The following is a 14319-nucleotide window of genomic DNA, read 5'->3' as shown; positions in this document are numbered from 1 at the left end:
TCAGCGCACCGAGATCGCCCAGGCGATCATGCCTGCGCTGATCGCGGTAAGCGTGAGCGCGACCAGGAACATCACGTCGGCCACCCGTTCCACCCGGTGATTGCGCTTGAGGTTGCGCGTGCGCAGCGCCCAGTAGGAGAGCAGGCAGGCGATCAGGTAGAGGATCGCGTCGCCGGCCAGCAGGTCGTCCACGAATAGGTCGGCCTTCCGCAGCGAGATCACCACCCGGATGATGCCGATGACGGTCAGGCACACGCCGACCATGCCGGCCGAGGCGGTGAAGATGTGCACGCACAGGTCGTAGTCCAGCAGGCGGCTGGACGGCTTGGATTCGGTCATGGGCTGCCTGCCGCCACCCGACGTTGCGAAAACCGGGGCGTTGGACAACGGCGTCCGCCGGACTACTTCACAGCGGCGTCAGGTTGGCGTAGGCGGCCACCAGCCACTTGCTGCCGGCGTTCTCGAAGTTCACCTGCAGTCGCGCGTGCGCGCCGGCGCCCTCGGCGCTGAGCACCACGCCCTCGCCGAACGTGGGGTGGCTCACGCGCTGGCCGAGCTTCACCGGCAACGCTTCCTCCAGCGAGGCCGACGCGGGCGCGCGGTAGCCACCGTACAGCGGCCGGCTCACCTGCACGCGCGGGCGCACTTCGTCGATCAGTTCGGCCGGCATCTCGCCGAGAAAGCGCGAGGGCCGCGCCAGCATCTCGGTGCCGTGCATGCGACGCGATTCGGCGTGGGTGATGAACAGCCGTTCGCGCGCGCGGGTGATGCCCACGTAGGCGAGCCGGCGCTCCTCCTCCAGCCGGCCCTCGTCCTCGACCGAGCGCTGGCTGGGGAACAGGCCTTCCTCCAGGCCCACCAGGAACACCACCGGGAACTCCAGCCCCTTGGCCGAATGCAGCGTCATCAGCTGCACGCAGTCGTCCCACGCTTCGCCCTGGCCTTCGCCCGCTTCCAGCGCGGCATGCGAGAGGAAGGCGGCCAGCTCGCTGAGGCCCGCGTCGATGTCGTCGGGCGTCAGCTCGAAGCGGCTGGCCACGTTGACCAGCTCGTCCAGGTTCTCCACCCGCGATTCGGCATTGCCGCGACTGTCCTTCTCGTAGAAGTCGCGCAGGCCGGTGTGGGTGATGGCGTGGTCGATCTGCTCGGCGAGGGTGAGGTTCTCGTGGTTTTCCCTCTCCCCCGAGCCTGCTCGGGGGAGAGGGAAGGGTGAGGGGGGCTCTTGATCGTCGAAAGAGCCTGCCCCCTCACCCCGACCCTCTCCCCCGGCGATACCGGGGGAGAGGGGGGCCACCGTGGTGGGGCTGAAATCGCGCGCCATCTGGTCGATCAACGCCAGGAACGCCTTCACCGCGTTCTTCGCGCGGCCGGCCAGCTCGCTGGCGCCGGCCAGTTCGTGCAGGGCGGCTTCCCACATCGAGGCGTTCTCGCTGCGCGCGCGCCGGCGCAGCACGTCCAGCGTGCGATCGCCGATGCCGCGCGGCGGCGTGTTCACCGCGCGCTCGAAGGCCGCGTCGTCGTGGCGGTTGGCGGTGAGACGCAGGTAGGCCAGTGCGTCCTTGATCTCGGCGCGCTCGAAGAAGCGCAGGCCGCCGTAGACGCGGTACGGGATGTTGCGCTGGGTCAGCTGCTCCTCGAAGTTGCGTGACTGCGCGTTGGAGCGATACAGGATGGCGCAGTCTTTCGCGCTGCCGTGCTCGTCGACGTATTCGCGGATCCGCTCGATCACGAAGCGCGCCTCGTCCTGCTCGTTGTAGGCGGCGTACAGCGCGATGCGCTCGCCGGTGTCGCCATCGGTCCACAGCTGCTTGCCGAGGCGGCCGCCATTGCGCGCGATCACCGCGTTGGCGGCTTTCAGGATGGTGGCGGTGGAGCGGTAGTTCTGTTCCAGCTTGATCGTGCGCGCGCCGGGGAAGTCCTTCAGGAACTGCTGCACGTTCTCCACCTTCGCGCCGCGCCAGCCGTAGATCGCCTGGTCGTCGTCGCCCACCACGAATACCTGGCCCGTGGCGCCGGCGAGCACGCGAATCCACGCGTACTGCAGCGTGTTGGTGTCCTGGAACTCGTCGATCAGCAGGTAGCGCCAGCGGTGCTGGTAGTGCTCCAGCACCGCCGGATTCTTCAGCCACAGCTCGTGCGCACGCAGCAACAGTTCGGCGAAGTCGACCAGGCCGGCGCGGCGGCAGGCGTCCTCGTAGGCCTGGTAGATCTGCACGAAGGTGCGGGTGACCGGGTGGTCGAAGTGCTCGATGTTCTCCGGCCGCTTGCCCTCGTCCTTCCAGCTGTTGATCTGCCAGCAGGCCTGGCGCGGCGGGAATTTCGCGTCGTCCAGGCCCAGTCCGGCGACCACGCGCTTGACCAGCCGCTGCTGGTCGTCCGAGTCGAGGATCTGGAAGCCTTCCGGCAGCCCGGCCTCGGCCCAGTGCCGGCGCAGCAGGCGATGGGCGATGCCGTGGAAGGTGCCCACGGTGAGGCCCTGCGTGCTGTTGGGAATCAGGGCACCGAGCCGCGCGCGCATCTCGCCGGCGGCCTTGTTGGTGAAGGTGACGGCGAGGATCGCCCACGGCGGCACTCGCTCGACTTCGGTGAGCCAGCCGATGCGGTGGGTGAGCACGCGGGTCTTGCCGGAGCCGGCGCCGGCCAGCACGAGGTAGTGGCCGGGCGGGGCGCAGACGGCTTCGCGTTGGGCGTCGTTGAGCGAATCGATCAGGTGGGAAACATCCATCCGCACGATTGTAACGGTGCACGACCCGATCGCCCTGCTGAAACGACGACCGCCGCCCGGAGGCGGCGGTCGAGGGTGACGCGCGGGTGAAACTCAGCGCTTGCTGACGAAGCCGCCGATGGCCAGCACGCCGCCGATCACGATGCCGGCAATGCCCACCCACTGTGGAATGGACTTCTGATGGGTCGCGGTGATCTCCGCGGGACCGAGCTTGGCGACCGTGTCGGTCTGCTTGTAGCTGCCGTTGCCGATGGTGATCCAGACCCCCGCAGCGAGCAGCACGACGCCAATAACGATAAGACCTGCACGCATGGACCTTCCTCCTGTGATGAAGGGGTGATCATAGGCGCCGGGAATGTGCACGCGAGGTGCAGGGCCAGCGTTTAGGCGCGGCGCCTCGTCGTGCGGGCAAAAAAAGCCCCGAAGGCTAGGGGGAACCTTCGGGGCCGGGGTGGTGAGACGGTCCAGGGGAAGACCGGATCACCGCGATACGGAGGCCCAGGGGAAGGCTCGTATCGGTTGGGTTCTCCAGGGAGGGGAGGGACCCACGGACGCCGTTGCGTGCATCCGAGGATATAGAGCGCGCCGACGGCGGAAAGTTGCCCCGGTTTCCGGAAAGATTTAGCGCCGATTCATTTGACGAAAATCCAACAACTGCACGGGCTCCGACGCTCCAGCCATTCGACCCCTGTCGCGCCCGTGCGAACTGCTGCAAGTGGGTTTTCCTCAACGCCTCAGTGCGCCTCGTCCCAGTTGGCGCCCACGCCCGCGTCGACCAGCAGCGGCACCTTCAGTTCGGCCGCGCCGCTCATGCGCGCGATCACGCCGGCGCGCACCGCCTCCACCGCATCGGCGCGCACCTCGAACACCAGTTCGTCGTGCACCTGCATCAGCATGCGCGCATCGTCGCGGCCGGCCAGCCAGCCATCCACGGCGATCATCGCGCGCTTGATGATGTCGGCCGCGCTGCCCTGCATCGGCGCGTTCACCGCGGCGCGCTCGGCGCCCTGGCGCAGGCCCTGGTTGCGCGAGGTCAGGTTCTCCAGGTACAGCCGGCGGCCGAAGATGGTTTCCACGTAGCCGTCGCGGTGCGCCTGCTTGCGGGTGGCCTCCATGAAGGCCTGCACGCCGGGATAGCGGGCGAAGTAGCGCGCCATGTAGTCGCCGGCTTCGCCGCGGTCAACGCCGAGCTGCTTGGCCAGGCCGAACGCGCTCATGCCGTACATCAGGCCGAAGTTGATCGCCTTGGCGGCGCGGCGCTGGTTGCCGGTGACGTCCTCGGGCGCGATGCCGAACACTTCGGCCGCGGTGGCGCGATGCACATCGCCGCCTTCGCGGAACGCCTTCAGCAAACCCTCGTCGCCGGACAGGTGGGCCATGATGCGCAGCTCGATCTGCGAATAGTCCGCCGCCATCACCCGCCAGCCGTCGGGCGCGATGAAGGCCTGGCGGATGCGGCGGCCCTCCTCGGTGCGCACCGGGATGTTCTGCAGGTTGGGATCGGACGAGGAAATGCGCCCGGTCGCAGCACCGCCCTGGTGGTAGCTGGTGTGCACGCGCCCGGTGCGCGGATTGACCATGCTCGACAGCTTGTCGGTGTAGGTGGAGCGCAGCTTGGCCAGGCCGCGGTAGTCGAGGATCAGCCGCGGCAGCGCGTGTTCGTCGGCGATCGCTTCCAGCGCCTCCTCGTTGGTGGAGGGCTGGCCGGTCGGGGTCTTCACCTTGGCGGCGAGGCCCAGTTCGTCGAACAGGATCGCCTGCAGTTGCTTGGGCGAGTCGAGGTTGAACTCGCGGCCGGCTTCGGCATAAGCCTGCTGCTGGAGCTCGTGCATGCGCTTGCCCAGCTGCTGGCTCTGCAGGCGCAGCACGTGGGCGTCGATCAGCACGCCGCGCTGCTCCATCCGCGCCAGCACCGGCACCAGCGGGATCTCGATCTCTTCGTACACCTTGCGCAGCGCCGGCTCGCTTTCCAGCTTCGGCCACAGCGCGCGGTGCAGGCGCAGGGTGACGTCGGCGTCCTCGGCCGCGTAGCGGCAGGCGGTGTCCAGGTCGACCTGCGAGAAGGAAATCTGCTTCGCCCCCTTGCCGGCCACCTGCTCGTACTTGACGGTGTCGTAGCCGAGGTACTTCTTCGCCAGCGAATCCATGTCGTGGCGCGTGGCGGTGGCGTTCCACACGAAGGATTCGAGCATCGAGTCGTGCTTGAGCCCCTGTACCGCGATGCCGTACTGGCTGAGCACGTTGATGTCGTACTTGGCGTGCTGGCCGAGCTTGGGGCGCGCGGGGGTTTCCAGGATCGGCTTCAACGCGGCCAGCGTGGCCTCGCGATCCAGCTGCGCGGGCGCGCCGGGGTAATCGTGTGCCAGCGGGATATAGCAGGCGTGGCCGCTCTCCACCGCGAACGAGGCGCCGACGATCTCGGCCTGCAGCGCATCGAGGCTGGTGGTCTCGGTGTCGAAGGCGATCAGCTCGGCCTTCTCGAGTTTGGCCAGCCAAGCCTGGAGCTGCGCCGGGGTGGTGACCAGCTCGTAGCTCCCCGGCGCGATGTCCTCATGCAGGAGCGCACCCTGCGAGGGTTGCTCATGGTCCTGATCCGGCGAAGGACTCTCGCGCACAGCGCCTGCCCCGGACTCGATCCGGGGATGCGCTCCCACAGTGGCATTGCCGTTGTCCAGCTCCTTCAGCGCCTGCTTGAACTCGTAGCGGGTGAACAGCGTGCGCAGGGCGTCGACGTCCTTCGCCCGCGGCGCGAGGTCGGTGACGCCCACGTCCAGTGCCACGTCGGTCTTGATGGTGACCAGCTCGCGCGACAGCGGCAGCTGCGGCAGGGCTTCGCGCAGGTTCTCGCCGATCTTGCCGCCGACCTCGGCAGCGCGTTCGATGATGCCGTCCAGCGAGCCGTACTGTTCCAGCCACTTGGCGGCGGTCTTCGGGCCGCACTTGGCCACGCCGGGCACATTGTCGATGCTGTCCCCGGTGAGCGCGAGGAAGTCGATGATCCGCTCCGGCGGCACGCCGAACTTGGCGATCACGCCGTCGCGATCGGTGACCGTGCTGGTCATGGTGTTGACCAGGGTGATGCCAGGGCGCACCAGCTGGGCAAAATCCTTGTCGCTGGTGGAAATCTCCACCTCGATGCCCTGCGCCTGCGCCGCCAGCGCCAGCGTGCCGATCACATCATCCGCTTCCACGCCGGTCACGCGCAGGATCGGAAAGCCCAGCGCGGCCACGATGTCGAGCATCGGCTGCACCTGCGCGCGCAGGTCGTCCGGCATCGGCGGGCGGTTCGCCTTGTACTGGGCGTACATGTCGTTGCGGAAGTTCGGGCCCGACGCATCGCTGACGAAGGCCATGTAGGTCGGCTGCTCCTTCAGCGTGGCGCGCAGCATGTTGACCACGCCGAACAGCGCACCGGTGGGCTCGCCCTGCGCGTTGCTCAGCGGCGGCAGCGCGTGGAAGGCGCGGTAGAGGTAGGAGGAACCGTCGATCAGGATGAGCTTGGCCATGCGCGGCATTCTCGCATGGGTGTCCGGCATGGGTGCCTGCGCGCAGCCCGCGGCGCAGCCGCTTCATCCGGCGCTCAAGCAGCGCGCTGCTATGCTGCGTGCCTCTCCCCCCGCGTGAGGTTGTGTGCCATGAAAGCCCGTCTTCCCCTGGCCCTCGCCGCCGTGCTGCTGTTCGCCCAGGCGCACGCGCAGGACGCACCGACCAAGCCGAACCAGCCCGCGCTGCCGCCGCCGGGCATGAACGATCCGGGCGTCACGCCGACCCCCGATACGGCGCCGGCACCGAGCGCCACGCCGACCCAGTCCACGCCCGCCGAGATGACGCCCACGCGCCTGCCCGGCAAGCCGATCCCGCTGCCGCGCCAGCCGGGCGACACCGGCCCGAGCGAGGCGATCCCGGACGTCCAGGTGCACCGTGAGGGTGACCAGACCATCCAGGAATACCGCCAGAGCGGCCGCCTCTACATGGTGGTGGTGACGCCGAAGAACGGCGTGCCGCAGACCTACATGGTCGACAACCAGGGCAAGCTGCGCGACCAGGCCGGCCAGCCGCCGGTGCGGCCGGTGATGTACAAGATCATGGAGTGGGGCAAGAGCCCGCCGCCGCAGGACGAAAAGCGCGACAGCAAGGGCGACACCGACAGCGGCTCGCACTGAGCCGACGATGCCGATGCGCGATAGCTGGCTGCTCTTCGCGCTGGGCTCGGCGTTCTTCGCCGCGCTCACCGCACTGTTCGGCAAGCTGGGCGTGGCGGGGATCAACTCCAACCTCGCCACCTTCATCCGCACCATCGTGATCTTGCTGGTCACCGCCGGCATCCTGAGCCTGCGTGGGGAATGGGCGCGGCCGTCCGGACTGCCGTGGCACAGCTGGCTGTTCCTGGTGCTCTCCGGCATCGCCACTGGCCTTTCCTGGCTGTGCTACTACCGCGCGCTGCAGCTGGGGCCGGTGAGCAAGGTGGCGCCTATCGACAAGCTCAGCGTGGCGATGGTGATCGTGTTCGGGCTGCTGTTCCTGGGTGAGAAGCCGAGCGTGCCGATGCTCGTCGGCGGCGGCCTGATCGTCGCCGGCGCCATGGTTATCGCGCTGTTCTAGCGCAACGCCCGCGAGCGAGCCCCGCCACAGCGCGGAAACCGTCAGCCGTCGAGCTCCGGGTAGTGGCGGAAGATGCCCTGCGTGTTGAATGCCAGCCGCCGCGGCGACGCGAGGTAGGCGGCGATGCGCGGGCGCTCCTCCACGCGCTCGGCCAGGGCGCGCAGGTGGGGTAGCCGTCGGGCCTGCTTGCGCATCGCCCGGGGATAGGCGTATTCGAGCCCACGCACGAGCTGGAACAGCGACAGGTCGACGTAGGAATGCTGCCCCAGCGCATGGCGCCCGCCGGCCCAGACCAGTGCGCGCTCGAAATAGCCGAGGAAGTGCGGCAGGCGCTGCCGGCGGAAATCCTCGGCCCGGCGCGCCGCTTCCTTGCGTTGTTCCTCGTAGTAGAGCGAACCGGCAATCGGATGGTGGCTGTCGTGGATTTCCGCCACGAAGTCGGCGATGGTCAGCTGCCACTGCAGTGCCTGCAGCCGGCGCGACTCCGCTCTCGGCACCAGCGCCAGCGGCGGACCGAGGTAGTGCAGGATGTTGGCGACCTGGGCGATTACCAGCCGCCCGGCCTTGAGGAACGGCGGCGCGAACGGCGGCATCGCGGGCATCTTGCCCTCGAGAAAGGGCTGCAGAACGCGGTCGCCCTCGACGCGCGCGACGTCGGCGTAATCCGCGCCGGCGTCTTCCAGCGCCAGCCGCACGAATTCGCCGCGGCCCTGGATGCCGGTCCAGTAGTAGAGCTGATAGCGCATGGCGGGCGTCCTCGCCGGGAGTCGCCACGACGCTAATCGCTGCCGGTTGAAGCCGGCGTGTTCGCTTGCCTGTTATGCACGCGCCAGCACGGCGACGTGGACGTCGCTGCGCCAGGCGAAGCCCAGGCTTTCGTAGAGGCGAATGGCCGGCGTGTTGTCGCGCCACGCGTGCAGGAAGGCGGTGTCGCCGCGTGCGGCGATCAGCGTGGCCACATGTTGTGACAGCCGGCGCGCCAGTCCACGTCCGCGGAAATCCGGATGCGTACACACGCCGCTCACCTCGGTCCAGCCGGGAAAGCGGAAGCGCTCACCGGCCATCGCGGCGAGGCGGCCGCCGATGCGCACGCCGTGGAACTGGCCCATGCGGTGCGTGCGCGCAAGGAACGGACCGGGCTGGGTGAGTCGCGCCAGCGCCAGCATCTCGGCGGCGTCCTCGTCGCCCAGCATGACGATGTCGGCGCTGGGTTCGCCAGCCAGCGGCTGCTGCGCCACCATCTGCACGCCCCAGGCACGCTTCACGGCGACCAGGCCGGGCGGCACCGTGATCTCCGGTACCTGCAGCTGGTAGACCTGCTCGCCGGAGCCGACCAATGCAGCCAGTGCGGCGAGTGCCTCGTCGCTGTCGTCGCGCGCCGAGGCGAACAGGTTCACGTCGATGACGTAGCGCCGCGCCAAGTCGTCACCGAGCGACAGCGGCCGGTGTGCCGTCGACAGGCTGGACCAGACCGGGCGGTCGAGCGGATGCACGGCGTCGCGGCGATCAGTGGCGGAAGTGGCGCATGCCGGTGAACACCATCGCCATGCCGTGCTCGTCGGCGGCAGCGATCACCTCGGCGTCGCGCATCGAGCCACCGGGCTGGATCACCGCGCTGATGCCGGCGGCGGCGGCCGCATCGATGCCGTCGCGGAACGGGAAGAACGCATCGGATGCCATCACCGAGCCGCGCACTTCGAGCTTCTCGTCGGCGGCCTTGATGCCGGCGATCTTCGCGCTGTACACGCGGCTCATCTGGCCGGCGCCGATGCCGATGGTCTGGCGATGCTTCGCGTAGACGATGGCGTTCGACTTGACGAACTTGGCTACCTTCCAGGCGAAGATCAGGTCGTCGATCTGCTGCGGCGTCGGCGCCACCTGAGTGACGACCTTGAGGTCCTCGGCCTTGACCATGCCGGTGTCGGCGGTCTGGATCAGCAGGCCCGAACCGACCCGCTTGACGTTGTTGCCCGGATGCGCGGCGACCAGATCGGTGCCCGGCGGCACCGGGATTTCCAGCACGCGCACGTTGCCCTTCTTGGCGAAGGCCTTGAGCGCCTCGTCGCTGTAGGACGGCGCCAATACCACCTCGACGAACTGGCGCGCCACGATGGCTTGCGCGGTGGCGCCGTCGCACTCGCGGTTGAACGCGATGATGCCGCCGAAGGCCGAGGTCGGGTCGGTCTGGTAGGCCAGGTCGTACGCCTTGCCGATGCCGTCCAGGCTCACCGCCACGCCGCAGGGGTTGGCGTGCTTGACGATCACGCAGGCCGGCTTGGTGAAGCTGCGCACGCATTCCCACGCGGCGTCGGCATCGGCGATGTTGTTGAACGACAGTTCCTTGCCCTGCAGCTGCTTGAACGTGGCCAGCGTGCCGGCGTGCGGATACAGATCGCGGTAGAACGCGGCGCTCTGGTGCGGGTTCTCGCCGTAGCGCAGGTCCATCACCTTGACGAAGCGGCCGTTGCTCTGCGCCGGGAACGCCTCGTGGCCGGCGATCGCCTCGTGCGCGTCGTCCAGCTTGAGGCCGGAGAGGTAGTCGCTGATCGCGCCGTCGTAGTTGGCCACGTTGTTGAACGCGGCGACCGACAGCTTGAAGCGGGTGGCGCGGGTCAGGCCGCCGTGCTGCTCGATCTCGGCGAGCGCCTCGTCGTACTGCGCCGGGTCGGTGAGCACACCGACGTCGTTCCAGTTCTTCGCCGCCGAGCGCAGCATCGCCGGGCCGCCGATGTCGATGTTCTCGATCGCCTGCTCCAGCGTGCAGTCCGGCTTGGCCACCGTGGCCTCGAACGGGTACAGGTTGAGCACCAGGAGGTCGATCGGCGCGATGCCGAGTTCGGCCATCACCGCGTCGTCGGTGCCGCGCCGGCCGAGCAGGCCGCCGTGCACCTTCGGGTGCAGCGTCTTGACGCGGCCGTCCATGATCTCGGGAAAGCCGGTGACGTCGCTCACATCCGTCACCGCGACACCCGCCTCGCGCAGCGCCTTGGCGCTGCCGCCGGTGGAGAGCAGCTGCACGCCAGCCGCGGCGAGGCGGCGGCCCAGTTCGAGCAGCCCGGTCTTGTCGGAGACGCTGAGCAGGGCGCGGCGGACGGGCGTGACGGCGGGGGCGGACATGGCGGCTTCCAGGGCTTCGGGAGCCGACGATTATAGCCCAGCGGCACGGCCTCGGCCGGTGGACGTCTGGACGGCCAAATGAAAAAGGCCCTCGCGGGCCTTTGTCGTCGATCCCGTGCGGCCGCCGTGGCGGGTCAGAGCATGCCGTGCTGGGACAGCTTCTTGCGCAGCGTGGCGCGGTTGATGCCCAGCGCCGTGGCGGCGCGGCTCTGGTTGCCTTCGTGGAACGCCATCACCTCGCGCAGCAGCGGGCCTTCCACTTCGCGGATCACCAGCGCGTGCAGGCCTTCGCTGCACTCGGTATCGCCGATGTCGGCCAGGTAGCGGCGCACGGTACGGCTGACGCATTCGCTCAGCGCGCTCTGCGACGAGGACTCCCGGCCGGCCTCGTGGACAGGCAGTCTGACGGCGTTCACTGACATATCCCTCACGTCCTGAGACGGCGACTGCATGGGTCACCGCGTTGGTTATGGCGTTTGCCGCGTCGGCGGCGTGCATCGCAGGCTGGATGACCGGATGCGCGAAAGGGCCGAGTGTACCCTCGCCGTCCCATAAAATTAAGTGCGCACGGCGCTTGACTATTCGAAGCCGAACTCGAAAGCCACGGCCTTCCTGCCCGGGTCTTCCACTTCAAGCACCAGCGCGGTCACCGCGCCGGGCGCCATGCCGGCGTGCAGGCTTTCGTTGTCATCCAGGTACTCGGATGGGCGCAGGCGGCGCATCGCCACGCGGTGGCCCTGGGCGTCGGCCAGCACCAGGCTGACCACCGGGTAGGGCTGGGCGAACGGCGCATCGTTGCGCAGCGTGGCGCTGATCATCAGCGCGCCGCGCACGCTCGGATGCGCCTCCACGTCGCGCGCGATCAGGTGCAGCTGGCCGACGCTGGGCACCAGTGGCAGGCGGCAGCCGAGCATGGCGCAGGCTTCGCGCAGCCAGCGGCCGGTGACCGGGTCGGCGAGCAGCGGATTGCGCTGCGCCCAGGCCACCTGGGCCCCGAGCAGCACGGTGAGCGCGAGGCAGACCAGCACCCACGGCCAGCGTCGTTCGCCGCTACGCTCGCGTCCCGCACGAGCGCGGCGTGCCGACTTGCCTTTCGCCCGCGCGAAGCGGGGCGTGAACACCAGCCGGCTGAAGTCACCCCCATCCGCGTCATTCGACGAGGTGCCGCCGACCACCGCGGCGGTGACCGGTTCCGGGCGCGGGCGGTAGACCGCGAGCTCCAGCCGCGGCGCGGGACCGGGAGCGACGGCGGCAGCCAGTCGGGTAAACGGTTCGGGTGGCAGCTGCGACGCGAGGCAGCCCAGCGCGTCGAACACCGCGTCGCAGTGGCCGCACTGCACGTGGCCGCCCGCCGGCGCGAGCGCGTCGGCGTCGAGCGAGAACACGGTGAGGCAGTCAGGGCACTGGGTGTACATGCGAAACCGCTCGGCAGGAGGCCGCCAGCCTAGTGCAGGGCCGTCGACAAATCATCGACGGCGCGCGTGGAATCGGCGATTCAGCGCCGGCGGCCGCTGATGCGCACCCAGTCCTCGCGCTTGTCCACGCGCAGATTGTCGAACCATTCGCCGTAGCGCGCGAGCAGTTCGTCCTGCTGGCCGTCGAGGATGCCGGAGATGGCGAACGGCGCGCCGGGCTTGGCCGCGGCGGCGAAGGTGGGCGCCAGCTCGCCGAGCGGACCGGCGAGGATGTTGGCGACGAACACGTCGGCGGGGGCGCCGTCGAAATCCTGCGGCAGGAACACTGCCAATCGGTCGGCCACGGCGTTGCGCTCGGCGTTGTCGATCGAGGCGGTGAGCGCCTGCGGGTCGTTGTCCACGCCCACCGCGCTCTTCGCGCCGAGCTTGAGGGCGGCGATGGCGAGGATGCCCGAGCCGCAGCCGAAGTCGGTCACCGACTTGCCGGCGAGGTCCAGCGAATCCAGCCACTCCAGGCACAGCGCGGTGGTGGGGTGGGTGCCGCTGCCGAAGGCCAGGCCGGGATCCAGCCGCACCACCACCAGCGCATCGTCGGCCGGCGGCTCGATGTTCCACGGATAGATCCACAGCCGTCGGCCGAACGCCATCGGCTGGAACTGGTCCATCCACGCGCGCTCCCAGTCCTGATCCTCCACGTGCACGAAGGCCAGCTGCGCCGGCTCCAGCCACGGCAGCAGGTCGCTCAGTGCCTCGGTCAGGCCGCGACGGTCGGCGTCGGCATCGAACAGCGCGTTGAGCGTGATCGTCGGCCACAGCGGCAGCTCGCCCACGCCGGGCTCGAAGATCGCCTGTTCGTCGGGCGTTTCCGCATCTGCGTCGCGCAGGGTGATGGAGAGCGCGCCGAGTTCTTCCAGTGCGTCTTCCACGCTGGGCTGCTGCTCGGCGCGGACGGTGAGGGAGAGTTCGAGAAAGGGCATAGGGCGAGGAGTGAGCGAAGAGAAGTGAGGAGTGAGAGAAATGCGGGACGGCGGGGAAGAAAAAGAGGCAGGGCGTTCGCGCCTGCCTCCGAGCTTTCCGCTGACCGCGACGGGATCAGTGATCCGCGGGCGGATGGCCCTTCTGCTCGGCCATGCGCTTTTCCAGATAGTGGATGTTCTGGCCGCCCTGCTGGAAGCCGACGTCGGCCATGATCCGCTGCTGCAGCGGGATGTTGCACTTGACGCCCTCGATCACCGTCTCGGCCAGCGCCAGGCGCATGCGCGCGATGGCGGTGGCGCGGTCCGGACCGTGCACGATCAGCTTGCCGATCATCGAGTCGTAGTTCGGCGGGATGCGGTAGCCGTCGTACAGGTGGGTGTCCACGCGCACGCCGGGGCCGCCGGGCGCCTCGAAGCGCTTCACCGTGCCGGGCGAGGGCAGGAAGTTGTCCGGGTCCTCGGCGTTGATGCGGCACTCGATGGCGTGGCCGGTGATCTTGATGTCCTCTTGGCGGATCGACAGCTTCTCGCCGCCGGCAATCAGGAGCTGCTCGCGCACCAGGTCGACGCCGGTGATCCACTCGGTCACCGGGTGCTCGACCTGGATGCGGGTGTTCATCTCGATGAAGTAGAAGCGACCGTTCTCGAACAGGAACTCGAACGTGCCGGCGCCGCGATAGCCGATGCGGATGCAGGCGTCGACGCAGACCTTGCCGATCTGCGCGCGCAGCTCCGGCGTGATGCCGGGCGCCGGCGCTTCCTCCACCACCTTCTGGTGGCGGCGCTGCATGGAGCAGTCGCGCTCGCCCAGGTGGATCGCGTTGCCCTGGCCGTCGGCCAGCACCTGGATCTCTACGTGGCGCGGGTTCTCCAGGAATTTCTCCATGTACACCATGTCGTTGCCGAAGGCCGCCTTGGCCTCCTGCTTGGTCATGGTGATGGCGTTGCCCAGGTGGGCCTCGGTGCGCACCACGCGCATGCCGCGCCCGCCGCCGCCGCCGGCGGCCTTGATGATCACCGGGTAGCCGATCTCGCGGGCGATCTTGATGTTGGTGTCCACATCCTCGCCCAGCGGGCCGCCGGAACCGGGCACGCAGGGCACGCCGGCGGCCTTCATCGCCTTGATCGCCTGGACCTTGTCGCCCATCAGGCGGATCACGTCGGCGGTGGGACCGATGAAGATGAAGCCGGACTGCTCGACCTGTTCGGCGAAATCCGCGCGCTCGGAGAGGAAGCCGTAGCCCGGATGGATCGCCTGGGCGTCGGTGATCTCGGCCGCCGCGATGATGCGCGGGATGTTGAGGTAGCTGTCGACCGAAGGCGCCGGGCCGATGCAGATCGCCTCGTCGGCCAGGCCCACGTGCTTGAGGTTGCGGTCGGCGGTGGAATGCACCGCGACCGTCTTGATGCCAAGGCTGTGGCAGGCGCGCAGCACGCGCAGCGCGATCTCGCCGCGGTTGGCAATGACGACTTTTTCTAGCAT

Annotated in this window: 12 protein-coding genes and 2 pseudogenes; 2 read left to right on the top strand and 12 right to left on the bottom strand. The window is 68.8% G+C overall.

Going from position 1 to position 14319, the window contains the following annotated elements; translation table 11 throughout:
* The 5 genes and pseudogenes from ISP17_RS17660 to polA all read right to left on the bottom strand — a co-directional run bounded on the left by ISP17_RS17660 (window position 1) and on the right by polA (window position 6231).
* The gene (locus ISP17_RS17660) at window positions 1-339 is read right to left on the bottom strand and encodes a hypothetical protein (protein ID WP_404635523.1); all 339 of its coding nucleotides are present in this window, start codon (window positions 337-339) and stop codon (window positions 1-3) included.
* Window positions 340-406: 67 nt separating this feature from the next.
* Window positions 407-1195 (bottom strand): annotated as a pseudogene (locus ISP17_RS19545) (3'-5' exonuclease); the annotation flags it as partial.
* Window positions 1196-1318: 123 nt separating this feature from the next.
* A pseudogene (locus tag ISP17_RS19540) lies at window positions 1319-2725 on the bottom strand (UvrD-helicase domain-containing protein); the annotation flags it as partial.
* Between the two features lie 93 nt (window positions 2726-2818).
* Entirely contained in the window at window positions 2819-3037 is a 219-nt protein-coding gene (locus ISP17_RS17650; protein WP_404635519.1) for a hypothetical protein, read from the bottom strand.
* Between the two features lie 422 nt (window positions 3038-3459).
* Complete coding sequence (gene polA / locus ISP17_RS17645) at window positions 3460-6231, bottom strand: DNA polymerase I (RefSeq protein ID WP_404635517.1); 2772 nt, start codon at window positions 6229-6231, stop codon at window positions 3460-3462.
* Window positions 6232-6360: 129 nt separating this feature from the next.
* Here polA and ISP17_RS17640 point away from each other — a divergent pair, with 129 nt between their 5' ends.
* Both ISP17_RS17640 and ISP17_RS17635 read left to right on the top strand, forming a co-directional pair.
* Window positions 6361-6888, top strand: a complete 528-nt coding sequence (locus ISP17_RS17640) for a DUF2782 domain-containing protein (protein WP_404635515.1) — start codon at window positions 6361-6363, stop codon at window positions 6886-6888.
* Between the two features lie 7 nt (window positions 6889-6895).
* On the top strand, window positions 6896-7327 hold the full coding sequence (locus tag ISP17_RS17635) for an EamA family transporter (RefSeq protein ID WP_404635513.1): 432 nt from the start codon (window positions 6896-6898) through the stop codon (window positions 7325-7327).
* A 41-nt stretch (window positions 7328-7368) separates the two neighbouring features.
* Here the strand turns inward: ISP17_RS17635 and ISP17_RS17630 are convergent, their stop codons facing one another.
* From ISP17_RS17630 to accC, 7 genes are all read right to left on the bottom strand, one after another.
* Window positions 7369-8073: a glutathione S-transferase gene (locus ISP17_RS17630; protein ID WP_404635511.1), complete on the bottom strand. Its 705-nt coding sequence runs from the start codon at window positions 8071-8073 to the stop codon at window positions 7369-7371.
* Window positions 8074-8145: 72 nt separating this feature from the next.
* Window positions 8146-8820 (bottom strand): GNAT family N-acetyltransferase, encoded by a 675-nt coding sequence (locus ISP17_RS17625; protein WP_404635509.1) that lies wholly within the window; start codon window positions 8818-8820, stop codon window positions 8146-8148.
* A 13-nt stretch (window positions 8821-8833) separates the two neighbouring features.
* The gene (purH, locus tag ISP17_RS17620) at window positions 8834-10444 is read right to left on the bottom strand and encodes a bifunctional phosphoribosylaminoimidazolecarboxamide formyltransferase/IMP cyclohydrolase (protein WP_404635507.1); all 1611 of its coding nucleotides are present in this window, start codon (window positions 10442-10444) and stop codon (window positions 8834-8836) included.
* Window positions 10445-10578: 134 nt separating this feature from the next.
* Window positions 10579-10866 (bottom strand): helix-turn-helix domain-containing protein, encoded by a 288-nt coding sequence (locus ISP17_RS17615; protein ID WP_404635505.1) that lies wholly within the window; start codon window positions 10864-10866, stop codon window positions 10579-10581.
* Window positions 10867-11022: 156 nt separating this feature from the next.
* Complete coding sequence (locus tag ISP17_RS17610; RefSeq protein WP_404635503.1) at window positions 11023-11859, bottom strand: zinc-ribbon and DUF3426 domain-containing protein; 837 nt, start codon at window positions 11857-11859, stop codon at window positions 11023-11025.
* A gap of 80 nt (window positions 11860-11939) precedes the next feature.
* The gene (prmA, locus tag ISP17_RS17605; RefSeq protein WP_404635501.1) at window positions 11940-12836 is read right to left on the bottom strand and encodes a 50S ribosomal protein L11 methyltransferase; all 897 of its coding nucleotides are present in this window, start codon (window positions 12834-12836) and stop codon (window positions 11940-11942) included.
* Between the two features lie 115 nt (window positions 12837-12951).
* Window positions 12952-14319 (bottom strand): acetyl-CoA carboxylase biotin carboxylase subunit, encoded by a 1368-nt coding sequence (accC, locus tag ISP17_RS17600; protein ID WP_404635499.1) that lies wholly within the window; start codon window positions 14317-14319, stop codon window positions 12952-12954.

The organism is Dyella ginsengisoli (assembly GCF_044904665.1).
GTDB classification, from domain to species: Bacteria; Pseudomonadota; Gammaproteobacteria; order Xanthomonadales; family Rhodanobacteraceae; genus Dyella_A; species Dyella_A ginsengisoli.
Note: the sequence above shows the minus strand (reverse complement) of the source record. Positions and strands in the feature narration are given on the sequence as shown.